The sequence below is a fragment of the Flavihumibacter sp. ZG627 genome, assembly GCF_000814325.1.
GTDB lineage: Bacteria > Bacteroidota > Bacteroidia > Chitinophagales > Chitinophagaceae > Flavihumibacter.
Map to the genome: position 1 here is coordinate 579,987 of NZ_JPHF01000002.1, position 25,608 is coordinate 605,594.

The following is a 25,608-nucleotide window of genomic DNA, read 5'->3' on the forward strand; positions in this document are numbered from 1 at the left end:
ATATTATGCAAAGGGCTGATGCACTACAACCATTGTCGAGGCAGCATAAGGCTGCTTTGATGACCTGTTTACTGATCCGCAAAGGCATCAGTAAACAGGCCCCTGTAGGAGTTATGACAGATTTTTTCCTTAAAAGCTGGGAGCAGGATCTTCTGCCTCATTTTAAAGAAGAAGAATCAAAGCTCATCCCTGTGCTTAAAGGTTATCCTGAAGGGAAGGTTTTTGCAGAAACCATACTGCGTGATCATGAATTGATTCGAACCGGAATGGAACATTTGAAACAGGAAGGAGTAACTTACAGGTTATTATCTGATCTCACCGACCAACTTGATCAGCATGTACGGTATGAAGAACGTATTGTTTTTCAAACGATGCAATCATTTGTTCCGCAAGATAAACTCCAGAAGTTAATGTTTCATGAGGATGATCACCAGCCTGTTTGCAATAGCTATAAAAATCATTTCTGGGAATAGTTTTTTTCATGTCAAGTTTTTACTCATGTAATTTTCAGAATGGCTAAAGTCCTTGTGCTCTTTGCTCACCCCGCATTTGAAAAATCCAGGGTTCATCTTAAACTGGTAAAACATATTCCTTCCCAGCAGGGAATTCGTTTTCATGATCTTTATGAAAACTATCCTGACTTCCATATTGATATTGAAAGGGAACAGCAGATCCTGCTTCAGCATGATATTATTATCTTTCAGCACCCTTTTTATTGGTATAGCGCACCTGCCATTATTAAACAATGGATGGACCTTGTACTTGAACATGGATGGGCATATGGCCGTACGGGTAAGGCTCTCACAGGAAAAATTATGCTTAATGCTATTAGTTGCGGCGGCTCACTTCAATCATATCTTCCAACGGGTAAGAACAACAGAAAGATCCGTGATTACCTGCTTCCTTTTGAACACAGTGCAACCCTTTGCAATATGGAATACTGGCCTCCTTTTGTAATTCATGGCACCCATAAGCTCACGGATACAGATATGCATCTGCATGCGGTTCAATATGAGCAATTACTACTTGCCCTCGCTGATGATCGTTTCAGCGTTGCCGAAAAAAGTACCTGCAATTATATGAATGATCTTATCCCGATACCATCATCCATACAATCATAATAAATGGATCAGCAATCTTTTTTATTCCAGAGCCTGGTTTACCTTACTGCAGCTGTAATACTGGTTCCCCTGGTTAAAAAAGCAGGCCTGGGTTCTGTTCTTGGATATATAATTGCTGGTATTGTGATCGGACCTGCAATTCTTAATCTCGCAGGCGACAGGAGTACTGATATCATGCATGTAGCAGAATTCGGCGTGGTGATCATGTTGTTTATTATTGGCCTTGAACTTGAACCCGAACTTCTATGGAAACTCAGAAAGTCGATAGTGGGCCTCGGGGGATTACAGGTTTTGATCACCGTTATTGTGATCTCAGGCATTACAGCCGCTTTAGGTTTCACCTGGCAACAATCCCTTGCTACAGGAATGATACTCGCTCCCAGTTCAACAGCAATTGTACTTCAAACATTGCAGGAAAAAGGGCTTATGAAAAGTGAAGCCGGACAACGTAGCTTTGCTGTTTTGTTATTCCAGGATATTGCAGTGATCCCAATGCTCAGTATTCTTCCATTACTATCTACATTGTCAGCTTCTCAAGCTAATCATGAAACGGAAGGTTCATTTATAGCCCAACAACCCGGATGGCTTCAGACATTGATCGTATTGGGAGCAGTTGGCGGAATAGTGCTTGCAGGGCGGCACCTGGTTAAACCCTTACTCCGATTGGTGGCAGGGGCAAGGATCAGGGAGATTTTTACCGCCACTGCCTTACTACTCGTAATAGGCATAACAGTATTAATGAGTCTGGTGGGATTGAGTCCGGCCCTGGGAACATTTCTTGGAGGTGTGGTACTTGCCAATAGTGAATACCGGCATGAACTGAAAAGTGATATAGAACCATTTAAAGGATTGCTATTGGGGTTATTTTTTATTGCAGTAGGAGCGTCTATAAATTTCAATCTTATTGCTTCAGAACCTTTGCAATTAGCGGGATTATTATTTGCACTTCTTTTAGTAAAGGGGATTATATTATGGATACTCGGAAAATCCTTCAAACTCAGTACCGACCAGAATGCCTTGTTTTCCCTGGGCTTATGCCAAACAGGTGAGTTTGCATTTGTCTTACTGGCTTACAGCAGGCAGGAAGGAATCATACCTGATACTTCCGCTGATATGATACTGGCAGCGGTAGCCCTTAGTATGGCACTTACACCCCTTTTTTTTATTTTGAACGAAAAATTTATCCAGCCAAAATTTGGAACACTTGAAAAGCTTGAAAAAGCCGCTGATATAATAGATGAGAAAAACCCGGTTATCATTGCGGGATTCGGGCATTTTGGAAATACTGTTGGTCGGTTCCTGAAAGCACATGGAATTGGAACAACTATCCTTGATATTGATTCTGACCGGGTGGACTTTCTTCGTAAAATGGGATTTAAGGTTTATTATGGAGATGCATCGAGGTATGATCTTCTTCATGCAGCAGGTGCCGAACAAGCCAGGATCATCCTGGTAACAATATCAGATGCAGAAAAGAGGTTGGAAATGATCGAAACCATAAAAAAGCATTTTCCAAACCTGCAGATCATGGTGAGAGCGGCTAACCGTAATGATGCATATGACCAGATGAATGCGGGTATGCTTAATATATATCGTGAAACACTTGATAGTTCACTTCGAATGGGGGTGGATACTATGAAAAAGCTGGGATTCCGGGCATATACAGCTCATAGGGCTGCTATAACTTTCCGGAAATACGATGAATGGTCACTAAAAAAACTTTCATCTATACGTGACCAGAAACTTTACATCAATACTTCCCGGGAGTTCATAGACGAAATGGAAAAGATCATTCAAAATGACAATAGAATGCCAAACCTATCCGTTGATAAGGGTTGGGAAGAAGAAGGTCTTATCCTGGATGCTAAGCAGGAGGACCAATAATTAAAAGCAAACTTGTATTTTTAGCGCCATGACACAGAAAAGAAAGATCCTGGTTATTAAAACAGGAGCCGCCGGAGATGTTGTTAGAACTACTTCAGTATTAAATCTGTTTAAGGATGATAGTGTAGTTTGGCTTACAAGCGAACCCTATATTGCATTTTTTCAGGATCTTGATCAGGAGATAGGTGTTTTCGATATAAATAATTATCCCGATAAAATATTATCTGATGTTTATGACCTCGTACTCTCACAGGAAGAAGAAGCTGATTGCGCCAAACTAGCCAGTTCTCTCAATACAAAAAAGCTGGTTGGAGTATACTGGGATAATGGAATAAAGTATACCAATGACTCTAATCCATGGCTCGACATGAGTCTTATTTCGCCTTTAGGCAAGGAAGCAGCCAATGAATTAAAAAAGGTAAATCCATACAGTTTCCAGGAACTCTTCTTTCAAAGTCTGGGAGTTCAGTTTAACGGTCAGCCATACCAGATATATCAACCACCTGTTGAAAGAAATAAACGTAGGGTAGGTATTGAGAAAACAGCAGGTGCGAGATGGGCATATAAACAGTGGCATGGCTATGAGGCACTTGGTAACCAGTTGGAAAAAGAAGGATTTGAGGTTATATATTTTGAGAAGCGGGAAGATATACGTGATTATCTGCGTGAAATAAATTCATGCGGTTTTGTTTTGTCGGGTGATACACTTGCCATGCATATTGCACTGGCTTATGGCATTCCAGGCATTGCCATATTCAACTGTACCAGTCCAACCGAAATCTACGACTACAACCTGCTACTGAAAATAGTCAATCCAAAGCTGAATGATTATTTCTATTCCACGGGAAATGACCCCGAAGTTTCAAAGATCATCCCCTTTGAAACAGTTTATAATGCATTCAAACAGCATTATGGGAAATTTTATCCAACCCTGATTCAAACAGGGGATACTGTTTCTTCCTGATTGCCTCTATGGTAAATGAACCTGAAACATTCGCTGCTGCCAATGCCTTTTCGTGATAAGCGGCTTTGTTGCTTATCATATTATTTAAATAGTCTTTTATATCTGTCAGTTTTTCGTAGCGGAAAGAAGATAATTCCATAACCGGGTCTATTTCCAGTGATCGGGGTACTATAAAAGGTTTAGCATGTTTTATAATATCAAAAATGTTCCCTGATGATTTTGTGATGCCATATACTTCAGGAATACCATCGCAAATACTGGTTTCAACCACTGATGGCACCCACACAAAATGACAGCTGTCCATCCACATATCAAATACTTCCTGGTCAACAATTCTGGTTTCATACCAAGCGATTCTTTTGGTTTCAATTTCTGAACATCTTTGCCAGATTGATCGCGCATAATCATCCTCGCCTCCCCCCAGTAATATGAATTGAACAGGAATATCCAGGGTAAGGGTAAGGAGCTCAAAAACCACCTCATAATTTCTACGCTTCCGGTCTATTGAACCAGGTATTACAATCTTAATATTATCATCAATAAGTGTTACTGGTAATTTTTCTTCATAAACTGCCCCGGGTACAGTAAATATGGTCCTTGACCCTCCACTTTCAGAATTCAGGTAAGGTTTAACTGTTTCAGATACTGTGTTAAAAGCATTAATCCTTTTTGAAAGCATTCTCTTTCCAATGTATTTTATTATGCTTTTGGGAGATAATCCAGGCTTATCATGAAAAAGACAATTAACATCATGAACGGTGAGAACTGTTTGCAACTTTGGTAACCGATATAACATCCATGCATACACTACATGGTGCATACTAACTGTATTTAGGTAAAGGAAAGAAATTTCGTCTTTTTTTATAATGTCGATCATCCGCCTGCAATATGACCAGGTAGATTCGCTTTTTAACCGGATTACCCATACATACCGATTCGCATCTGTACCAAATAAATCGTAAAGGCGATCAGCAGTTTCCTGGTTCACGAACAGGTAAATGCTGTTATTGCCATTATCAAATAAGCGTATTACAGGATATACGCCCTCAAAATGTTCTATTTCCTGGATACCAAGCTTCATTGCAATTCATACATTTACCAAATTAATATTACGTATTATTCCCGTTATGGCATCTGACCGTTATTTTCTGCACACGTATCACTCCATTCGCTTTATGCATGGAGGAGTTGGTAATACCGATGCTGAAAAGATATTACTTGCTGATGGTTACCTCCCTGTCAGGCTTCCGGAAAGCCAGAGTCTTTTAGGAACATTTAGGAGATGGCTCGCAATGAAACGTATTCTCAGAAAAATATCTCCGAAATCTCTGGTTGTTTGTCAGTTTCCACTTTATCCCCGTATGTACCAGTTGATGATCAGCCAATTCAGGGAAAAGAATATCGACATTATTTTGCTTGTGGCAGATATCGATGGTTTAAAAGACGGTAACCCGAGCCTGCTTATTAAAGAATTAAAGCAGATGGCTTCATTTAATTATTTCGTTGTGCATAATAACGCGATGATGAAATATTTATCGCACCAGCTGCCTGCTGCCCAATTTGTTCAATGGGGGCCTTTCGATTTTCTTACAAAGCCGCAATTCATACTACGTAAAATAAGCAACGAAATATGTTTCGCAGGCAACCTCGGAAAAAGCAAATTTCTTGATGAACTAGATCAATTACCACAATTGTATTTTCATACTTATGGGCCCGACCCATCACCTCTTTTAAAAGCAGCCCGCAATTGTAAATGGTATGGCGTATTCGATCCGTATGAGCTACCGGCAATGATTCAGGGGAGTTTCGGACTTATATGGGATGGCGATTCAATTCATCAGGCATCAGGTAGCCTTGGTGAATATATGCAGTATATAAACCATCATAAATTATCACTTTATATTCTAGCTGGAATGCCCGTATTGGCGCCAGTATTCGCCGGTTCGGCAGGCTATATACGAGAAAATGGAATAGGGTGGCTAATAAATAGTCTGGATGAAATTCCAGGTTTAATATCTGCACTAACAGACGATGATTACCAAAGGGCAATCATTAATATGCGAAACATGGCAAATGATATCAGCGAAGGGAAACATTTGCGTAGTGCATTGCGGGAAATGGAAAACCTCATAAAAAATCCCACCATTAGAGGTGGGATCTGAATCAATTCCTTAGTTTTTGAACAAGGTTAATATATTCCTGCCGGGCCTCATCCTGGGTCTTTCCCTGAAGTGCCGACCAGGCTTCGTATTTTGCCTTAGCCACAAAATCGAACATCGCAGGAGCTTCGCCATTCACATCACCTTCAGTTGCCTGCTTATATAAGGAATAAAGCTGTAACAGAGTATCATTGCTGGGTCGATCTTTAAGCTCCTTACTTTCTGTTACCGCCTGCTCAAATTGTTGATTTAGATCCATATCCCTTGAAAATTTGCTGCAAAAGTAGTTGTTTTTGGCTTAGTATAAAGGGATTACTGCGACCTTTTTGCTTACCTTTGCACACTTATTTAAGAAACCACCAGATGAAGAATATCCGGAATTTTTGCATTATTGCCCATATTGACCACGGAAAGAGCACCCTCGCAGATCGCCTGCTGCAAAGCACCGGTACTATCAGCGATCGTGATATGATGGACCAGGTACTGGATGATATGGATCTGGAACGGGAAAAAGGCATTACCATCAAGAGCCATGCTATTCAAATCAATTATAAGCATCTTAATGGCCAGGAATATATACTCAACCTGATTGATACACCCGGCCATGTTGACTTCAGTTATGAGGTGAGCAGGGCACTCGCTGCCTGCGAAGGTGCCTTGTTGCTGGTAGATGCTACACAGGGCATTCAGGCACAGACCATCAGTAATCTTTACCTGGCCATCGACAATGACCTGGAGATTATTCCGGTGATAAATAAGATAGACATGGATGGTGCCATGATAGAAGAAGTAAAAGACCAGATTGTTGAGTTGGTGGGCTGTAAACCAGAGGAGATACTTCTTGCAAGTGGTCGGACAGGATTGGGAGTGGACAAGATCCTCGAAGCAATAGTGGAAAGAATTCCAGCCCCTAAAGGAAATCCTGAAGCACCTCTGCAGGCCTTGATCTTTGACAGTGTATTTAATAGTTTTAGAGGCATCATCGTATATTACCGTATTCTACATGGCAAAATCCGTAAGGGTGATAAAGTAAAGTTCGTATCTACCGACCAGGAATATTTTGCAGATGAAATAGGTATCCTGAAACTGAAGATGACCGAGAAAAAAGAGGTACTGGCAGGTGATGTTGGATATATTATTACGGGCATTAAAAATGCCAAGGAAGTAAAGGTGGGAGATACCATTACATTGGCAAATAATCCCACGCCTGAAATGATCAGGGGGTTTGAGGAAGTAAAGCCAATGGTATTTGCAGGAATCTTCCCCGTTGAAACAGACGAATTTGAGGAATTGCGTGAATGCATGGATAAACTGCAGCTTAATGATGCTTCACTCACATATGAACTGGAGACTTCACAAGCACTTGGTTTCGGCTTCCGTTGTGGATTTCTTGGCATGCTGCATATGGAAATCATCCAGGAGAGACTGGAGCGTGAGTTTAATCAGACTGTTATCACTACAGTACCCAACGTGAGTTTCATTGCTTACACAAGCAAGGGTGAAAAAGTGATTGTAAACAACCCGACTGAAATGCCCGATCCAAGCCGGATCGATAGAATTGAAGAACCATTCATCAAAGCACAGATCATCACTAAGCCCGAATACATTGGGAATATCATGACACTCTGCCTCGGAAAAAGAGGAATTCTTATAAACCAGAGTTACCTTACCACAACGCGCGTTGAACTGGTATTCGAACTCCCGCTTACGGAAATCGTATTTGATTTCTATGATAAACTTAAGAGCCAAACCAGGGGGTATGCTTCGTTTGATTATCATCCTATTGGTTATCGTGAAGCTGATATTGTAAAAATGGATATCCTGCTGAATGCTGAAAGGGTAGACGCCCTCAGTGCCCTGATACATCGCGCCCGCGCTAATGATTTTGGCCGCAAACTTTGCGAGAAATTAAAAGAACTCCTGCCAAGGCAGCAATTCCTTATTGCAATACAGGCAGCAATCGGCGCCAAGGTAGTTGCCAGGGAAAACATCAGCGCTATGCGCAAAGATGTTACCGCGAAATGTTATGGTGGCGATATCAGCCGTAAGCGAAAATTATTGGAGAAACAGAAAGAAGGTAAAAAGCGTATGCGTCAGATTGGTGCAGTTGAAATACCACAGGAAGCATTTCTTGCAGTGCTTAAACTGGATGATTAGGACAGTCCTAAGATATTGCTCCTTTAACTGCCAGTTGCATCCTTAATAGAAATGCATTCCTGAATATCACTACCTGCAGAAATAAATATCCGGCAAGGAAAACAATTGTTCCTCCAAGTAGTTGCCATAAAGCACCCATCTCCATAACAGTAGTAAGTTTCCATGCTAATAAGGCTACAGGGTATGCGGTTGCACAATAAATTATTTCCCTTGCCATTTGAGCATTCATCCGGAAATAGGGGCGGGAGAACCATATGGCCGCCAATAGTACAAATGTTTCTGAGATAACAACAGCAGTTGCTGCCCCTTCTGTAAACCACACCGGTATCAATAAAAGATTCAGTATTAATGATATTACTGTTGCTGCGAGGTATATTCTTACCAGAAGCTTTTCACGATGATGGACCATGAGCACTTGTATATTGAAAAAATCATGTAAAGGAACAATCACCCATAGAATGGAAAATATTCGGAGTATTGTGATCGCAGGCAGGTAACTTTCCCCCGATATAAACAAAATGACAGGTTCAGCAAAAAAGAAAAGCATAGCTCCAATCGGAATGCTAAGATGAAGGGTCATTAACATACTATCGGTTTGGAGCCGTTTATCAACCGATGTGCGAAATAATCTGACAAAGAATACGATCGAAGCAGCAATAAAAACATTCAATCCAAGTCGCACCATTTTAGCAGCAACTGTATAATGACCAAGGGCGGTAATGTTTCCTGTTCTGGCCAGCAGAATAGTATCAACGGTGAAATATAATGAACTCAGCACTCCCAGCAATGCAAAGGGAAATAATGCAACAAAAAGTCGTCTAAACAAGGCGGGATCCCATCGCCAATGCGAAAAAACATCACGCATCTGCCAGAATGCGCTGGAGGCTATAAGGGTATAATTTAGCGTACTGATGATAATATAATATATGAGGTGCTCTGGCTTTCTGACAAAAAACAACGCACTAACAAGAACGAATAATCTCAGAAAGAATGTCCGTTGAAGAAGGAACCTGTATTTTTCCTGTGACTGGAAATACCAATCAAGATGATACATATATATCACCATAATAAATGCATAAAGGAGTGTAATCTCAAAACCAGAAACAGGAATAGGCTTGTTGAATACATATATCAGGTAAACAAGGACTCCCGATATAGCCATTATCGTATTGATCAGTAATAAATGAAGGACGGTATTGGAATTATCAGTATCACCTATAGCAGATTTACTGAGCAATCGAAGGCCATAATAATTAACGCCAAATGCTGCCCATACATTAACCACCAGCATTAATGATTCATAGAATCCAATCACGCCATAACCCGTGGGGCCCAGGGTACGGGTCATATATGGAAAGAGAATCAGGGGGAAAATAATATTGAGCGCAGTATTGCTATACTGCAACAGCAGTTGCCTGAAAGGAATCCTGTTTCTATTGTCCGCCACCCGGTTTTTTCGGTTTTGGTTTTACTTTTTCCTTTGCTTTCTGATCATTTTGACGGGAGCGCTCTTCCAGTTTCTTCTCATCAATATTTCCATCCTTATCACGGATAGCATCATCTGCCGGTGCATTACCCAGTAAAGGATCTACTTTTTTAAATTCGTCAGGCACATCAGTAAATACTTTGCTGACATGCACCCACATACCATTCTTCCACTGAAAGCCTTCAAAATCTCCATCCGGAATATAGGTTTGCGGCCGATGTGGTTCATCTGATTCTGATATTAGATGATCAAAGATTACCATATCCATTTCACCATTATAATTGAATGTAGTGCTGGCTTCCTTTTTATATTCCATGAGGTAACGGTATGGACTTATCGCTTTCTTTGCCGTATCTGGTTTTACAGTAAAGTATGGTCCCCCGAACATTGGCTCTCCTGTTTTTTCATCAAAGGTCAGTACTTCCATCCATTTACGGTTACTGCTCACCGTGAATCCATCAAAACCAAGAAGGGTATAATAATTCTTCCCCTGCCAGGATTTTTGAATCACTTTATAATAAATGGCACCTATCCAGTTTCGCCTGCTGCGTACCGAATCCATGGGTTTTGCTGTGAACATTGATGCATCAAAAAGGGGATAGAGTTGCAAGGATCCATCTTTGGTCCTTTTCTGAATTGCCCCTTTCTGATAATAGAAATATTCGTCCTTCTTCAATTGCCAGGTAAATATCCGAAAGCTACTATCCGGAGCATATAGCCGGGATATTGATTGTATCGAATCAAAAGCGTAATCAAAAGAGTGCTGAACCTGTAATGCCTTAACAAAGTTGCGCACAAATACGCTATCGCTCCTAAAACGTGTACCGGCATTCTGCGCATTGATCATGCTATCCGCATAACCTTTTAATGACAGCTCCCTCTTTGAAAGATCTGTATAATTAGCTTCCGTTATACGGCTTTGTGCGGAAACGGAAAAGGCCAGTGACAACAAGAAAATTGCGAAAATTGATTTTTTCATATCCATATGGAGCAGTGAAGTTACAGTTTTCATGCCGGTGGCAATGCCCTTGAAAAATTTAACAGGTCCTTGAATGCGAGGTCTATTAAGGGGTGGGGAAGGGGTTGGTGAGGATGGGTGGTTTGAACAAAAACCGTAAGCATCCCTGCATTGCGTCCAAATTCCATATCACTTAGGTTGTTACCTACTACAATTGATTTTGAAAGATCAATTTCCGGATAATCTTCTTTTGCCCTGAAAGCCATGCCTGGGTTCGGTTTTCGGTCGGGATGGCTGTTATCGAGTGAGGTACAGTAATAAATTGCGTCGATATTACAATGCAATTCCTGAAACCTTTCTACCATCTTTCTGTGTATGTCATTCAGGTCAGATTCTGTCATCAAACCTTTCCCAACCCCTCGCTGATTAGTAACAATAAAAATTTTCCCAAAATTTCGTGCAAAGGTTGTCATTGCCTCTTCAACACCTTCATAATATACAAACTCAGCGTAATTGTAAATATAGTCGAGATGCTTTTCATGATTTATCACGCCGTCGCGGTCCAGGAATAGTGACCAGCTTTTATCGATCTCATGGAGTTTGATCATGCAAAGAATTTTTCCTCCACCAATTCACAAATGATATGTCCAACCATAATATGACTTTCCTGTATCCTGGGCGTTATACCTGTGGGGATATTTATTAGATAATCACAAAGCTCCCTGATCTTTCCACCAGTATCACCTGTAAACCCTATCGTAACAACTCCCTTGGTTTTTGCAACCTCAAAAGCCTTTATAATATTGCCGGAATTTCCAGAAGTGGAAAATCCAAACAGAACATCACCGCTGTTCATTATTCCATCCACAAGCCTGGCATAAATTTCATCATAGCTGTAATCGTTAGCTACAGCAGTGAGGTACGATGTATTACAATGTAAAGCTTCTGCTGGAAGCGCTTTTCGATTCTTATAAAACCTGCCACTGAATTCAGCGGCAAGGTGCTGAGCATCAGCTGCACTTCCTCCATTGCCACAAAAATATACCCGGTTGCCCTGGCGGAAGGCCTCTGTTACTAAATCCACGATCTGCCCGATCTTTACCAGCATTTGCTGATCTTGAACCAGCACAGTTTTCACTGAAATGGATTCATTGATTATTGCTTTGATTCGGCTCATCATATTTCTAATTTTTAATTTTCTGGTAAAGCTCTTCAATAGCCTTTGCGAAATGACCCCAGCCCAATTTTTTCTTTTCAGCTTCAACCCCTTCCTTGAAATAGGATTCACCAAGCCGGAGGAATTCATTAATTGCCTTTGCAATAGACTTTGGCTCTGCTTCCGTCACCAATCCTGCTTTGCCATGCGGAACATAATCCGGCAGGCTGCCAACATTGGTAACAACCATTGGCTTTTCGAAATGATACGCTAGTGGAGTTACTCCACTTTGTGTAGCATTCCTGTAGGGTTGCACAACAAGGTCTGCGGCACTAAAATAATATCTTACTTCTTCATTAGGAATAAAGCTGTTCCTTAAAATCACTCTATCCATCAATCCATATGAAGAAATAATATTCCGATAATAGGCAGGATCATCATAAAACTCACCAGCGATCAATAATCGCACATCGGGCCGATCTACCCATTGCATGGCCTCAAGAAGTATATCCAAACCTTTGTATTTCCGAATAAACCCAAAAAATAGAATGAGCGTAATTTCATTTGGAACATCCAGCCATTTTTTTGCAGTGCTCTTTGTGACTTTTTCACCGAAATTATCATAGAGGGGGTGATGTAATTGGATGGCAGGTTTTGTTGCGTTGAAGTTCTTCAGATCATTCAATACATTTTCACTCATTGTAACAAACGCGTCGCAGGAACCAATGAAATAACGCGTAAGTGTTTTGTCTCCAAACCTTTTTTCATGCGGAATAACATTATCGGTTATAGCAATGATCCGGCTATGTTTATTCTTCCTTGCAAGTTTCAGAACAGTGCCGAATGCTGGTGCCATTAAGGGAAGCCAGAAGCGTACGATAATAAGGTCTGGTTTAAGCTTATTCAGGTATCTGCCGGTTCTGACCCAACTGATCGGATTCATAGAATGCAACATCCGGACTATCGTTAACCCGGGTGGTGCAGGTTCATCTGTATATTGTGATTTTCCGGGAAACAATAGGGATGGATACTGCACGCTGAAATTGACAATCCTAACCATATGGCCGGCAGATTGAAGTTCCTTTGCCAGTCGTTCATTGAAAGTGGTGATTCCGCCACCCCGGAAGGGATGGGCCGGACCTAATATGACGATATTAAGTGGCATGTTGATTGACGGGCATCAGCCCAATCCCAGTTTTTCTTCAACAAGATAAAGATTCCTTCCTGATGCATTCCGGGAGATAAGTTCTCCAAGAAAGCCTGCAAGGAAAAGTTGGGAACCGATGATCATAGCAGCCAGTGCAATAAAAAATGCAGGCCTGTTACTCAGGCTTACTTCGGGATTGATGATCTTGGCGATAACGAGATAGGCAAACGAAACCGCACCCAGTAAAAACGCGAAAGTTCCCCACATACCAAAAAAATGCATTGGCCTTTTACCATATTTGCCAACAAAAGTTATAGAAGCCAGATCGAGAAATCCATTTACAAAACGATCGAGGCCAAATTTAGTAACGCCATATTTTCGTGCACGATGTTCAACCACTTTTTCACCAATGCGTCTGAATCCAGCCCACTTCGCAATAACGGGGATATACCGGTGCATTTCACCATATACTTCTATACTTTTAACTACTTTTTTCCGGTATGCCTTCAACCCACAATTAAAATCGTGAAGGTATATGCCTGAAACCTTCCGGGTTGCGGCATTAAAAAATTTCGAGGGGACATTTTTTGTGAGTGTATTATCATAGCGCTTCTTCTTCCATCCGCTAACCAGGTCGAATCCTTCCTCTAAAACCATCTGTCTTAGTCCCGGGATCTCATCGGGAGAATCCTGAAGATCTGCATCCATGGTAATTATCACATCACCCTGGGCAGCCCGGAACCCTTCATTAAGTGCCGCAGACTTCCCATAATTCCGCTGGAATTTGATTCCTTTGATATGCATAGGATCCTTCTCCTGTAGTTCACGAATCACTTTCCAGGAATCATCTGTACTGCCATCATCAATCAGGATGATCTCATAATTATACCTGTTATCCTGCATAACCCGTTGGATCCAGGCACATAGTTCAGGAAGCGATTCCTCTTCATTCAATAATGGTATGACGATTGAAAGATCCATTCGGGCTGCTTGATTTACCTTTTGAATTGTTTGATAATGGTACCAATAATTACGGATTTAATGAAATCCAATATCAATGCCTGTCCGATTCCGATCATACGCTGACCAAAGCCGAGCGCTTCTTTGGCATATTCACCCATCTTGATCGTTTCCTCGATCTTATCCTCCGGAGCACCTTCTGCACGAAGTTTTGCTACATCCTGCTGGTTTAATGTATCTACCAGTCTTGGATATGCGGATGGATCTGTTATATCAAAAAGAAGGTAATTCGCAAAAAAATAAAATGCTTCAAAAACAATATAACTCAGGAACGAAAACCTTATGATATGCTTCATTTCCAATTGCCAGCCCTGCCTTTGCTGCATCCACCATGCAGAAGCTAACACGATTAAGAAAATGGCCGGCAAAAATGCATATAGTTTATGAAAAGCTGCAAGTGAATTAATTCCCATTTGCCAGGATATAAATAAACTGGCTGCAAACAGTATTCCGGCAAGGGCACCTGTCAATAATGCAAACTTATTAATCATCTGGAATGGGTAAAACTGGTTTTGATGCCCGAAACAACACCTATGATCTTACCCCTGAGTTCCTGACCAATAAAAGGTGAATTATGGCATTTTGACTGAATCATGGCCTTATCGAATTTGATTGATTCATCAGGATTGTAAATGGTAATTTCTGCCGCCGAGCCTTCTTCTATGATCGCATCGGCAATTCCAAAGATGCGCCTCGCATTAATGGAGAATAAATAGGCCAGCTGTTCAGATGATAAGTCCGGAAGCACAGAATGCACTGCTGAAAAAGCCGATTCGAGACCAATCATTCCAAACTTCGCATACTCGAACTCCAGCACCTTAGCATCATAATCATGCGGCTGGTGATGTGTCGCAATACAATCAACCCATCCATTCAAAACCGCTTCCCTTAAAGCAAGCATATCATTACGACTTCGCAGAGGTGGATTTACTTTAAGGTTTGTATCGTAATTCAACAGGTCTTCATCACAGAAAAAAAGATGATATGGGGTTACGGAGCAACTTACTTTAAGTCCGCCTTCCTTTGCCCTTCTAACATACTCTATCGATTTGGGTGAACTGATTCCTGTAAAATGAATATGACTGTCGGCATAACGGGCCAGTTTTATATCTCTCGCCACAACCAGTTCTTCAGCCATCATGGGTTTACCAGGTAATCCAAGGCGGGTTGAAATGATCCCTTCATGAATCAATCCATGAGGAGCAAGGCTGGTATCATCAGGCACCTGAATGATCACTCCGTCAAATGCCTTTACATACTGCAATGCTTTAACCAGGAGTCCTGCTGATTGAACTGGTCTTATGCCATCGCTAAAAGCTATAGCTCCACTGGCACGCATATCATACATCTCAGCAAGCTCTTTGCCTTCAGTATTCCGGGTTACCGCGCCAATTGGAAGAATACTAACAGGAAGGTGCGTGGATTTTGCAGCTATGTACTCAACTGTAGATTTGGTATCGATGGCAGGCTTCGTATTAGGAATCACAAACACGGTCGTAAAACCACCGGCAGCAGCTGCTGCTGCCCCCGATTCAAGTGTTTCTTTATGCTCAGTCCCTGGATCGTTAAAATGGGAGAACGGATCAACCCAGCCTGGTGACACTACAGCACCCTCAACGTTAATGGTGCGAACATCTGCCATTTCAATAGCGTCATCAATCCGGAGGAGCTTGCCGTCGGCAATCAGAATATCTTTCGTGGAACCATGAAAAGCGGAGCGGGGATCGTTGATAACAACCTGTTGTAATAATACTTTCATCAGTGTAACGTTGGGCAAAATTAACACTGTTATTTGATTTTTGTGAAATCAAATTTTGATGTACTTTTGCCACCCGCAATTAGTAAAAAAATCATGTTCTTCTGATGGCGGATTTTCGGGACGTAGCGCAGCCCGGTAGCGCGTTTGCATGGGGTGCAAGAGGTCGCTGGTTCGAATCCAGTCGTCCCGACCAGGCCCATTGTAGCACTAGTTACAATGGGCTTTTTATTTGATATACCTTTCGATTACTATTTTTGCCCATCGGGCATAATCTTTTACGGAGGGATGAAGTCCATCGTTTGCAAGTAAACTATGATCAGTGGAAGCTTCCCTCGTTCCCGCTGTGATATCAGCATAGTGTACTTTCATCAACCTCGATTTTTCCCGATTTATTCGGTTAAATACATCAATCTCTTTGCTGATTGCATCACGGTTTCGACCAGCGGCAAAAGGCGTTACGCCCCAATCAGGTATTGACAACACCACAACATTACCTGGGTGATTGCCGGCAAAACGGATCGCCTGGTCAAGCAGGTTCAGAAACTCAACTTCATAATTATCGGCTGTTCGTCCCCGGTATTGATTATTCACCCCTATTAACAGCGTTACAAGGTCATAACCAGGCAGTAGCCTTGTATTATTTATTCCCTGTTGAAGCTCATCTGTAGTCCAGCCAGTTTTGGCGACAATTTCCGGTGCTGAAAAACACTCCCCCTCTGCCCTTAACAATTGAACAAGCTGATAAGGAAAGCTTTCAAAAATGGAAACCTGTTCACCAATTGTATAGGAATCGCCAAGGGCCAGATAGTTTGCAACTAATGTCATGAAAACAAAATAACTAAATCATGTCGATGATTAGCGCATTAATTGCAGAATTGTGCTAAGGTGCGAGGTACCCGCCATCAACATTATAATAGGAGCCGGTCACAAATGAAGCTTTATCTGAACTTAACCACAACACCAGTTCCGCAACTTCATGGGATTCTCCTAGCCGTCCAATCGGATGCATACCTATCAAACCCTTAAGAGTTGCTTCATCGAGACTGCTGAGTAAAGGGGTTTTGATATAGCCCGGACCCACAGAGTTTATCCTGATTTTCTTATCAGCATATTCTAGTGCGGCTGCTTTAGTTAATCCTACCACACCATGTTTGGCTGCTACATAAGCAGGGGAGTTCCTGGTACCTGCCATGCCTAATATGGATGCTATATTCACAATGGCACCCCCGCCACTCTTTAACATAGCAGGGATCTGATATCGAAGGCCGTAAAACACACCACTTAAATTAATATCAATAACCTTTTGCCAACCATCAATTGGATATTCACCGGTGGGTGAAATTGGCCCGCCTATACCAGCATTATTACAAGCAATATGCAGCGCGCCAAATTTCTCAACTGCCTTTTCCACTAATATCCGGTTATCATCAGGGCTGGAGCTGTCTGCCTTAATGAAAATAGCATCACCTCCTTTATCTGTTATTGTTGCAACGGTTGATTCACCGTGGTCCACGTTAATATCAGATACAACTAATTTTGCTCCTTCAGAAGCATAGAGTAAGGCGATATCATGGCCAATACCTGAGCCGGCACCAGTGACTATTGCCACTTTATTTTGTAAGATTCCCATGGCTGAAATATTTTATCCAAGATATTAAAAAAGCTATCGGCAGATATTGACCCTGGTCAATTAATGGGAAGTTTAAAATCATCTTTCAGGAGTTCACCCAGGCATCCCTATCATCGGGACTGAATTTCCATGGAGCAAAATTATTTTCCACGTTACTAAACATAGCATTCCATTCCTGTGGCGCATTGCTCCCTTCCATTACAAGGGATCTGCGCAGTTCAAGTATAATCTCAAGGGGACTGATGCTCACCGGACAGGCTTCCACACAGGCATTGCAGGTAGTGCAGGCTCTAAGTTCCTCTGTTGAAATATAATTATGGAGGAGTGTTTTACCATCCGGTTGAAAGCTGCCGTTAGCCCTGATATTATTGCCAACCTCAACCAGGCGGTCGCGGGTATCCATCATGATCTTTCTGGGTGAAAGTAGTTTTCCGGTAATATTAGCGGGACAGGCATCTGAGCATCGTCCGCATTCCGTGCAACTATAAGCATCAAGCAGGTTTCGCCAACTAAGATCCTGTACATCTTTAGCTCCGAATGATGGATCTCCCACGCTTTCTGCAGGTACCATTTCAGGTTCCATTGCATACAAAACCTCGTTCTGGATAGCAGGCATATTCTTCATTTTGCCCTGTGGTTCCAACCGGGCATAATAGGCATTAGGAAAGGCCAGTAATATATGCAGGTGTTTTGACCAGGGCAGATAATTCAGGAAGGCAAAGATCCCGATAATATGCAACCACCAGGCACCTCTCTCCAGCGCCATAAGGCTGCTGTCTGACATGCCCGCAATCAATGGCTTCAACATTCCAGATACAACAAAATCACCCGTAAGATGGTCAGCAAAATGTCCCACATTACGTTCCTGCAAAGTTGTATCGGCGGCATTCATGATAAGGAATAAGCTCATCAGAATGATCTCCGTGATAAGGATATAATTGGCATCGCTGCGTGGCCAGCCCTCAAGATCCCGGCTAATGAACCTTCTGATCTTAAGTATATTTCTTCGGATAAGAAAAACTACACAAACAATGAGCACACCCAATGCCAGAATTTCAAAACTATTAATAAGCCAATTATAGAGTCGGCCCAGCAAAGGCGCAAATAATCTATGTGTACCGAAAATACCATCCAGTACGATCTCAAGAACCTCCAGGTTGATAATTATAAAGCCTGCATAAATTATAAAATGCATAATGGCAACCAAGGGATTCTTAAACATCTTTTTTTGTCCGAAGGCGAGCAAAATCAGGTTTTTCCATCTTGCCCCGGGGTTATCATTATATGGTTCATCCTTGCCCAACAGGATGTTTCTTCTGATCTCCTTTACTTTAAATGAAAAAAAAATGATAGCAGCCGCAGCCAACAATACGAAGGCGATTTGTTGCAGGTATTGCATTGAGTATGGTATTGTGTGGCTAAATTAAGCGTTTTAGTATTGGCTCGATGTTTTGTTGTAATTTTTCGCCCTCAATCTGATCCATGAGTAACGAACGTAAATATATACTGGATGCCCCATCTGCTGCCAGAAAGATGGAAAGGATGGCATATGAAATGGCGGAAGAACTCAGCCAGGAAAACGATCCCGTTATACTTGCCGGCATTAAAGATAATGGCGTGGTAATGGCCCGCATCCTTGCAGATAAATTAAAAGAGATCGCAGGAATCAGTACCGAAATAATTGAAATAAGCCTCGACAAGAGACATCCCCTTGAAATTACCTTAAGCAGCCGGTTAGATTTTACCGACCGGGTGATTGTTCTGGTGGATGATGTGACCAATAGTGGCAAAACATTGCTATATGCCCTTAAACCATTCCTTGAAGGGCATCCCCGAAAAATACAGATCCTGGCACTGGTGGAAAGGACTCATAAGGCTTTCCCGGTAAAAGCTGACTATGTCGGAATCAGTATCGCCACAACTTTACAGGAACATATATATGTAGAAGTGGATGGACAAACAATAACTGGTGCCTACATGGATTAATGATGTATTGCATGCAGACGCAATTGCCGCCGTGTATTCAATTCAATAGCCGGCGCGGGTATCTTGATAGCATTAATTGTAAAGAATATTGTCCTTAGGAATTTGCTTCGGGTAACTATCCTCGTTAAATCAACATCTGCCGATAAATAAACACGTTTTGTACGATCAGTAGAATTATAATTTTTTAATTCTCCGTTTTCATCGGTAAAGGTATTATCCATTCCCCCTACCATGAGGTCACTGCTATACCCCACTGCAAGGTTTAGCCAACGCGGAATATTGGTTTCAGGCATAAAACTCCTGAGGTTGATACTTGCCCAGTAGGTCTGCCCGTTATAATCTTTCAGGATTCTTTCGATAGATCCTCTGCCAAAAAGTTCATTCCGCCTGCTTACCAGTTCGCCGGGATAATCCTGTGGAAAATATCCCATTTTGACCTGTATACGCTGTTCGCCCCAGGATAATTGTTGGGCAACATAAGCACCTGATCCAACGACATTGGAAGCCATATCCCACCAGCTGAACCCCCATTTATCAGAATAGGCGTCCTGTAATTCAATAATACTCTGGAAAGCGACCGCACTGGCCCCTCCCAGCCATGTAGCATTTGATGGTTTGATGCCAGCCCATTGCCAGGTTGTTCCTGATGCCCTCGCCAGTTGATAGGCAGTCCACACATGCCCCAACTTATCCATCTGGTTCCATTCTTTACCATCATCGAAAAGGTGAAAGCCCCGTTTTTCATACCCATCATACCAGGCTTTATCAAGAGCAAAATAAGTACCCGTCCACATGGCGGCATGCCCACCTGCAACCAGCCATTTCCTTTTATTGGAAAGGGTGGGAGACAAAGAAGCAGAATCCTGTGCATATATACTGCCGCAAAAGTTTTGCAGTATAAATAATAGCAAACAGTATACTATGATATTTTGGGGAAGCCGCACGAAATTTTTAGTTTCAATTGATAAAAGTACGTTCAGAAAGAACAATCAGTTTTGAAAACTGAAAATGTATACCTTCAACGCCTATTTTAAAGCAGTTATTATGGATGCAGCAATTCAAGCAAAAGTAGACCAGTGGCTAAATGGAAATTACGATTCCACCACAAAAGAATCAATTCAGAATCTATCTAAAGAAAACCCGGCTGAGTTAACAGATTCCTTTTATCGGAACCTGGAATTTGGAACTGGCGGTCTTCGCGGTATAATGGGTGTTGGCTCCAACCGCATGAATAAATACACGATCGGGATGGCAACACAGGGCTTTGCCAACTATCTCAAAAAAACTTACGGCGATTCGGAGATCAAGGTAGCCATTGCACATGACAGCCGTAACAATAGCCGTTTTTTCGCAGAAACCACCGCAAACGTTTTTGCGGCCAATGGAATCAAAGTATACCTGTTTGAGGCGCTGAGACCCACCCCCGAACTGAGTTTTACCATTCGCCATTTCGGCTGCCAGGGCGGTGTTGTATGCACAGCTTCACATAACCCAAAAGAATACAATGGTTATAAAGCTTATTGGAATGATGGTGGACAATTGGTTCCTCCTCACGACAATAACGTAATTTTTGAAGTGGAGAAAATCGCCTCTATGGATGAGGTAAAATGGGATGGCGGAGAAAAAAACATAACGATCATAGGTCCCGAAATTGATGAGGCGTATATAAAAATGGTAAAGGGCCTTAGTGTTTATCCCGATGTCATAGAAAGGCAGAAAGACCTGGGAATTGTTTATACACCAATCCATGGAACGGGTATCACCCTGGTACCCCAGGTGCTTAAAGAATTTGGCTTTACAAATGTGACAATTGTTGAAGAACAAAGCGTTCCGGATGGGAATTTCCCAACAGTTGGCTATCCTAATCCGGAGGAGGCAGATGCGATGGCCTATGGCTTAAGGAAAGCAAAGGAAATTAATGCGGATATCCTCCTCGGTACCGACCCCGATGCTGATCGCGTAGGCATTGGCGTGAAAGATAATGATGGTAACTGGGTACTCATGAATGGTAATCAGACTGCAGTGCTTGCCTTCAATTATATGATTGAAGCGCGCAAGGCAAAGGGTTTGTCAAAACCAAATGATATGGTCGTTAAAACCATTGTTACTACTGAACTGATTGATGAGATCGCCCGCCAAAATGAAATTACCTGTTACAATGTTCTTACAGGATTCAAATGGATCGCCGAACTAATCAAAGAGAAAGAAGGAAAAGAGAATTACGTGGTAGGTGGTGAAGAGAGTTATGGTTTAATGATAGGATCCCAGATCCGTGATAAAGATGCCATCAGTGCCGTAGCAATGCTATGTGAAATGGCGGCATATGAGAAAGATAAGGGACGGAGCCTCTACCAGAAACTTATTGATCTTTATGTTCAATATGGCTACTATAAAGAACACCTTATTTCGATTACTAAAAAGGGAATGGATGGCCAGCAGCAGATCGCTGCCATGATGGAATCATACCGCAGCAACCCGCCAAAGATGATCAATGGATCGCCGGTTGTGATGCTCCTGGATTACGAACTGCAGAAGGGCCGTAACCTGCAGACCGGTGAGGAGTGGACAATTGCATTACCCAAGAGCAATGTATTGCAATTTGTTCTTGAAGATGATAGCAAGATAAGCGCAAGGCCCAGTGGAACCGAGCCCAAAATAAAATTCTACTTCAGTGTGAACACTACTCTTCCCGACGCAGCTTCTTTCACTGCGGCTGAACAAGAAATGGATGCACGAATAAAAGGAATAATAAGCGATATGAAATTGTGATCATCTATATTAAGCGGTAAATGATGAGGAATTCATCGTTCACCCTCTTTCCTTATCTTGTGCCCGATGAGAACTTTCGAAGACACATACCGTCATAAGGGACTTAGAAAAAGACTGGTGGCACTCTTAAAAGAAAAAGGCATCTCCGATGAAAGAGTACTTGAAGCCATCAATGATATTCCACGTCATTATTTTCTTGATTCAGCTTTTGACGAAAAGGCCTATGAAGACAAAGCCTTTCCCATTGCTGTTGGTCAAACGATCTCTCAACCATATACCGTTGCATACCAGACACAGCTGCTTGAATTAAAGCCCTTCGACAAAGTGCTGGAGATCGGAACGGGAAGCGCTTACCAGGCATCTGTACTAGCGGAAATGGGCGTACAGGTATTTACAATTGAAAGACAGAAAGCCCTGTTTGAAGAAAATAAAAAGTTCCACTACTTAAAAAAATACTCAAACATTAAATTTTTTTATGGTGATGGGTTCGCGGGCCTGCCCACTTATGCACCCTTTGATAAAATCATCATCACTGCCGCTGCGCCTTTTATCCCCGATAAACTCATTGCCCAACTTAAGACTGGTGGTAAAATGGTGATACCTGTAGGGGATGGTGCGGTACAACGCATGTTAAGACTAACCAAACATGCCGACGGTTCCTATAGTGAAGAGATTTTTGCCAATTTTTCTTTTGTACCCATGCTGGAAGGCAGGGAAGGGAATGGTTCTTAATCAATTTTTTTTAAAGAAATTCAATCACTTTCCGTACAACTTTATTATCCCGGTATATTCGCCGGTGCCCTAATTCTTTGGTGATCATAAATTCAATATTAGGAAGATTTTTATTCATTATAGGTTTTACATCCTTTAGAGGGGTGATATCATCATCTTCATCATGTACCCAGAGTATCCTGCCATGTACATTGGTGAGCGCCCGGGCAATGGAATAATGTTGGGATGGAAAACCTCCTTTTTCTATAATGATTTTTTCAAACTCATCCCTGATACTTACATCAAGCTGCAGGAATTTAAATAAAGAATCTATGGCTGTTACTGTTTCTGTTGCTGGTGCAATAAGCGCAATTCTGTACTGGTCACCATGCTGAATATTTTCCAGGAAATGTACTAACGAGAGGCCGCCAAAGGAATGTGCCATAAAGCTTTCTATGGGACCTAACCCATTGTAAACTGCAGCGATTGTTCTCATATAAACCGGCAGACTGATCTGGGAACCTTCAGATGCCCCATGAGCCGGAGCATCGGCAGCTATCACTTCATAACCTTTTTTGATGAGAGGTATGATATAGCGGTCAAAATTTCGTGCAGAAGATTCAAAACCATGTATAATCATTGCCTTTCTGATACCTCCCTTATTCCACCTGTAAACAGCAACCCTGTATCCCTCTACCTGGATATAAAGCCTGTCGGCCTTGTCAAAGATAGGTGGCTCCTTTCTTTTTGTTTTACGGAAGGGGGTGCAGAAAATTTCAAAGGCTTGTTCTGCAGCTTTTCTCTTAGAAAAAACTGAAGTAAGACTCAATTTTGCCCGGAGGTAATTGATGGCAAGCTTTTGTGCTATTTTCATGCAACCAAATATACTAGATGAAACTTGTTTTGATAGGTTCTGGAAATGTTGCTAAAACACTGGCAGTATTATTTAAAAATGCTGGCCACGAATTACTCCAGGTATATGGCCGTGATGAAAATAAGGCCTCAGATTTTTGCGAAATGTTGGGGATACCATATACCACACATTGGCAGCAGATAAATCCTGATGCTGTTCTTTATATTATTGCTATATCCGATTCAGCGCTCCCTGAAATGGGCAGGTATCTATCCCTGCCGGGAAAATTGGTGGTTCATACAGCCGGAACAGTTTCTAAGGAGGTATTATCGGGTATTAGTGATCGATATGGAGTATTGTACCCGCTTCAGAGTTTAAGAGGGTCGGCGCCAGTTACAGCCCAATTCCCTTTCCTCATCAATGCTTCCAACCCACCTGATATCGAACTGCTGATTAACCTGGTGAGTTCAGTTGGCGCCGATTTTCAAATAGTTGACGACGAACAGCGTGCAAGAATGCACCTTGCTGCAGTTTGGGTCAACAACTTCCCGAACCTTTTTTACAGAATCGCCTATAATCTTTGTGAAGAAAACAAAACAGAGTTTAAATTATTACTTCCATTGATCAGCGAAACTGCTTTAAGGATGGATGGAACTGATCCTGCAAAATGGCAAACCGGACCGGCAAGCAGGGGAGATGTTGGTACTATTAAAGCCCACCTTGATATGATGAAAAATCACCCGCACTGGCAACAGATTTATTCGATACTGAGCGAAGAAATAAAAAAAGGGAGTTGATAATTCTATTCGATAGGTTGCACAATATCTGTTCTCACTTCATACATTGATTTCTTCTTTGAAGGATCATCAACATAAATATCATAAGGAGAGCCAACTGCCCTTTTGTTATTAGCCTTTAGCCACTCTTTGATTCTGTCATACGCCTGGCTCGATTGTTCATAAGGGCCATAATAGTGCACTACCACTGCATTTCCGGGAGGGAGTTTCCTGAATTTTACTCTTCCTGATGTTACCGCGGGGGCAGATTTTACAGGTATGGCCGCCTCTATAAGAAATGGCTCTGATTCAGAATAATACCAGGCCATAGGCATTCCAGCATACTCTAATGCATGGTCTTTCATTAGTGAATCAATCTCACCATATGCCTTCTGTAATAAAGGACCAATATCCCCCATAGTTCGAGCTGTATCCATAATTGTTAATACCTGCATAGCATCAGTGCGGATGGGTTCAATGGTCATACTAACCTGCTTTGATTTAAACTTACCTGATTCTATTTTCTGCTTTAACTGACTTAGGCCATTATCAAAATCAGGCCCTATCATCCTGTCAAAAAACAGTCCAAACCAGCGGTTTATGGGATTATGTCCAAGTACAGCGTTCATGCTCCAGGTAATACTCGTTTTTTCGCCCACCTGCTTTATATCCCAACCACCAATTGATGGCTCATCAAATCCTTCAAACTCCAGGCTTGTTGTCACTTTCTTATCCGGTATTGATTCTATTATGGATAATTTTCCATTTCCCACCTGGTCATTTTCACTTTGCCATGTATACCAGGCACCCTTCCCCTCTGTAAGAGGACCATATTCCAGTTTCATATCCGGATCTTTCTGATTCCATGGCATCCAATCATTATATGTTTTAAGATCATTTACCACCCCATAAACTGTAGAAGCAGGTGCATTTATATCTATGGAGCGTTGAACCATAACAGTTCCGGGTAAGATGGCGCCAATGAGAACCAGCAAGGCCACAACTGCTGCGATCCAGAGAAGGATCCGGGTGATTGATTTCATATTGATTGGTTAGAGAACATTAAAGTAGG

Annotated in this window: 26 protein-coding genes and 1 tRNA gene; 11 read left to right on the plus strand and 16 right to left on the minus strand. The window is 41.9% G+C overall.

Annotation, left to right across the window (positions count from 1 at the left end):
- The first annotated feature begins 5 nt into the window (after nt 1-5).
- Genes HY58_RS18745 through HY58_RS06030 form a run of 4 tightly spaced genes read left to right on the plus strand, consistent with a single transcriptional unit; the run spans nt 6 to nt 3,969 of the window.
- On the plus strand, nt 6-473 hold the full coding sequence (locus HY58_RS18745) for a hemerythrin domain-containing protein (RefSeq protein ID WP_082022061.1): 468 nt from the start codon (nt 6-8) through the stop codon (nt 471-473).
- A gap of 39 nt (nt 474-512) precedes the next feature.
- Entirely contained in the window at nt 513-1,121 is a 609-nt protein-coding gene (locus HY58_RS06020) for an NAD(P)H-dependent oxidoreductase (RefSeq protein ID WP_039129235.1), read from the plus strand.
- Between the two features lie 3 nt (nt 1,122-1,124).
- Complete coding sequence (locus HY58_RS06025) at nt 1,125-3,005, plus strand: monovalent cation:proton antiporter-2 (CPA2) family protein (RefSeq protein ID WP_039129237.1); 1,881 nt, start codon at nt 1,125-1,127, stop codon at nt 3,003-3,005.
- A gap of 28 nt (nt 3,006-3,033) precedes the next feature.
- Nucleotides 3,034-3,969 (plus strand): glycosyltransferase family 9 protein, encoded by a 936-nt coding sequence (locus HY58_RS06030; protein ID WP_039129239.1) that lies wholly within the window; start codon nt 3,034-3,036, stop codon nt 3,967-3,969.
- On the opposite strand, the gene HY58_RS06035 is transcribed toward HY58_RS06030, so the two are convergent.
- Complete coding sequence (locus tag HY58_RS06035; RefSeq protein WP_039129241.1) at nt 3,905-5,050, minus strand: hypothetical protein; 1,146 nt, start codon at nt 5,048-5,050, stop codon at nt 3,905-3,907. The two genes, HY58_RS06030 and HY58_RS06035, sit on opposite strands and share 65 nt — an antisense overlap.
- Nucleotides 5,051-5,096: 46 nt before the next feature.
- Here HY58_RS06035 and HY58_RS06040 point away from each other — a divergent pair, with 46 nt between their 5' ends.
- Nucleotides 5,097-6,131 (plus strand): hypothetical protein, encoded by a 1,035-nt coding sequence (locus HY58_RS06040; protein WP_156123588.1) that lies wholly within the window; start codon nt 5,097-5,099, stop codon nt 6,129-6,131.
- Nucleotide 6,132: 1 nt separating this feature from the next.
- Here the strand turns inward: HY58_RS06040 and HY58_RS06045 are convergent, their stop codons facing one another.
- Entirely contained in the window at nt 6,133-6,387 is a 255-nt protein-coding gene (locus HY58_RS06045; RefSeq protein WP_039129245.1) for an acyl-CoA-binding protein, read from the minus strand.
- Between the two features lie 104 nt (nt 6,388-6,491).
- Here HY58_RS06045 and lepA point away from each other — a divergent pair, with 104 nt between their 5' ends.
- Nucleotides 6,492-8,285 (plus strand): translation elongation factor 4, encoded by a 1,794-nt coding sequence (lepA, locus tag HY58_RS06050; protein WP_039129248.1) that lies wholly within the window; start codon nt 6,492-6,494, stop codon nt 8,283-8,285.
- Nucleotides 8,286-8,292: 7 nt separating this feature from the next.
- On the opposite strand, the gene HY58_RS06055 is transcribed toward lepA, so the two are convergent.
- From HY58_RS06055 to HY58_RS06090, 8 genes are read right to left on the minus strand one after another with little or no spacing between them, the layout of a single operon-like run.
- Nucleotides 8,293-9,732, minus strand: a complete 1,440-nt coding sequence (locus HY58_RS06055) for an oligosaccharide flippase family protein (protein WP_156123589.1) — start codon at nt 9,730-9,732, stop codon at nt 8,293-8,295.
- Complete coding sequence (locus HY58_RS06060) at nt 9,719-10,783, minus strand: hypothetical protein (RefSeq protein ID WP_039129254.1); 1,065 nt, start codon at nt 10,781-10,783, stop codon at nt 9,719-9,721. Before HY58_RS06060 ends, HY58_RS06055 begins: the two co-directional genes overlap by 14 nt.
- Entirely contained in the window at nt 10,780-11,337 is a 558-nt protein-coding gene (locus tag HY58_RS06065) for an HAD-IIIA family hydrolase (RefSeq protein WP_039129257.1), read from the minus strand. The genes HY58_RS06060 and HY58_RS06065 overlap by 4 nt, the downstream gene beginning before the upstream one ends.
- Nucleotides 11,334-11,909 carry an SIS domain-containing protein gene (locus HY58_RS06070; protein WP_039129260.1) on the minus strand — a complete coding sequence of 192 codons (576 nt, stop codon included), beginning with the start codon at nt 11,907-11,909 and terminating at the stop codon, nt 11,334-11,336. The genes HY58_RS06065 and HY58_RS06070 overlap by 4 nt, the downstream gene beginning before the upstream one ends.
- Before the next feature lie 4 nt (nt 11,910-11,913).
- Nucleotides 11,914-13,050, minus strand: a complete 1,137-nt coding sequence (locus HY58_RS06075; protein ID WP_039129263.1) for a glycosyltransferase — start codon at nt 13,048-13,050, stop codon at nt 11,914-11,916.
- A gap of 15 nt (nt 13,051-13,065) precedes the next feature.
- Nucleotides 13,066-14,013, minus strand: a complete 948-nt coding sequence (locus HY58_RS06080; protein WP_039129265.1) for a glycosyltransferase — start codon at nt 14,011-14,013, stop codon at nt 13,066-13,068.
- 14 nt (nt 14,014-14,027) lie between these two features.
- Nucleotides 14,028-14,543, minus strand: coding sequence for a DUF4199 family protein (locus HY58_RS06085; RefSeq protein ID WP_039129268.1), 516 nt, complete (start codon nt 14,541-14,543; stop codon nt 14,028-14,030).
- The gene (locus HY58_RS06090; RefSeq protein ID WP_039129270.1) at nt 14,540-15,811 is read right to left on the minus strand and encodes a dihydroorotase; all 1,272 of its coding nucleotides are present in this window, start codon (nt 15,809-15,811) and stop codon (nt 14,540-14,542) included. Before HY58_RS06090 ends, HY58_RS06085 begins: the two co-directional genes overlap by 4 nt.
- 116 nt (nt 15,812-15,927) lie before the next feature.
- On the opposite strand from HY58_RS06090, the gene HY58_RS06095 reads away from it, so the two are divergent.
- Nucleotides 15,928-16,004, plus strand: a tRNA-Pro gene (locus HY58_RS06095).
- A 32-nt stretch (nt 16,005-16,036) separates the two neighbouring features.
- On the opposite strand, the gene HY58_RS06100 is transcribed toward HY58_RS06095, so the two are convergent.
- The 3 genes from HY58_RS06100 to HY58_RS06110 form a co-directional block, all read right to left on the minus strand.
- Nucleotides 16,037-16,636, minus strand: coding sequence for an SGNH/GDSL hydrolase family protein (locus HY58_RS06100; protein WP_039129273.1), 600 nt, complete (start codon nt 16,634-16,636; stop codon nt 16,037-16,039).
- Nucleotides 16,637-16,691: 55 nt separating this feature from the next.
- A complete protein-coding gene (locus HY58_RS06105) occupies nt 16,692-17,441 on the minus strand; it encodes an SDR family NAD(P)-dependent oxidoreductase (RefSeq protein WP_172644608.1) in 750 nt (249 codons plus the stop codon).
- 85 nt (nt 17,442-17,526) lie between these two features.
- A complete protein-coding gene (locus HY58_RS06110) occupies nt 17,527-18,840 on the minus strand; it encodes a (Fe-S)-binding protein (RefSeq protein WP_039129275.1) in 1,314 nt (437 codons plus the stop codon).
- Between the two features lie 83 nt (nt 18,841-18,923).
- Here HY58_RS06110 and HY58_RS06115 point away from each other — a divergent pair, with 83 nt between their 5' ends.
- Nucleotides 18,924-19,427, plus strand: coding sequence for a phosphoribosyltransferase family protein (locus tag HY58_RS06115; protein WP_039129277.1), 504 nt, complete (start codon nt 18,924-18,926; stop codon nt 19,425-19,427).
- Here the strand turns inward: HY58_RS06115 and HY58_RS06120 are convergent.
- Complete coding sequence (locus tag HY58_RS06120; protein WP_156123590.1) at nt 19,424-20,338, minus strand: DUF2279 domain-containing protein; 915 nt, start codon at nt 20,336-20,338, stop codon at nt 19,424-19,426. The genes HY58_RS06115 and HY58_RS06120 overlap by 4 nt on opposite strands.
- A 97-nt stretch (nt 20,339-20,435) precedes the next feature.
- On the opposite strand from HY58_RS06120, the gene HY58_RS06125 reads away from it, so the two are divergent.
- Together HY58_RS06125 and HY58_RS06130 are read left to right on the plus strand one after the other, a co-directional pair.
- Nucleotides 20,436-22,196: a phospho-sugar mutase gene (locus HY58_RS06125; protein ID WP_052323881.1), complete on the plus strand. Its 1,761-nt coding sequence runs from the start codon at nt 20,436-20,438 to the stop codon at nt 22,194-22,196.
- A 66-nt stretch (nt 22,197-22,262) separates the two neighbouring features.
- Complete coding sequence (locus tag HY58_RS06130) at nt 22,263-22,928, plus strand: protein-L-isoaspartate(D-aspartate) O-methyltransferase (RefSeq protein WP_039129280.1); 666 nt, start codon at nt 22,263-22,265, stop codon at nt 22,926-22,928.
- 10 nt (nt 22,929-22,938) lie between these two features.
- On the opposite strand, the gene HY58_RS06135 is transcribed toward HY58_RS06130, so the two are convergent.
- Nucleotides 22,939-23,781, minus strand: a complete 843-nt coding sequence (locus tag HY58_RS06135; protein WP_039129282.1) for an alpha/beta hydrolase — start codon at nt 23,779-23,781, stop codon at nt 22,939-22,941.
- A 17-nt stretch (nt 23,782-23,798) separates the two neighbouring features.
- On the opposite strand from HY58_RS06135, the gene HY58_RS06140 reads away from it, so the two are divergent.
- Entirely contained in the window at nt 23,799-24,557 is a 759-nt protein-coding gene (locus HY58_RS06140) for a Rossmann-like and DUF2520 domain-containing protein (RefSeq protein ID WP_039129284.1), read from the plus strand.
- A gap of 5 nt (nt 24,558-24,562) precedes the next feature.
- Here the strand turns inward: HY58_RS06140 and HY58_RS06145 are convergent, their stop codons facing one another.
- Nucleotides 24,563-25,579: an SRPBCC family protein gene (locus HY58_RS06145; RefSeq protein ID WP_039129286.1), complete on the minus strand. Its 1,017-nt coding sequence runs from the start codon at nt 25,577-25,579 to the stop codon at nt 24,563-24,565.
- Nucleotides 25,580-25,608 lie beyond the last annotated feature (29 nt).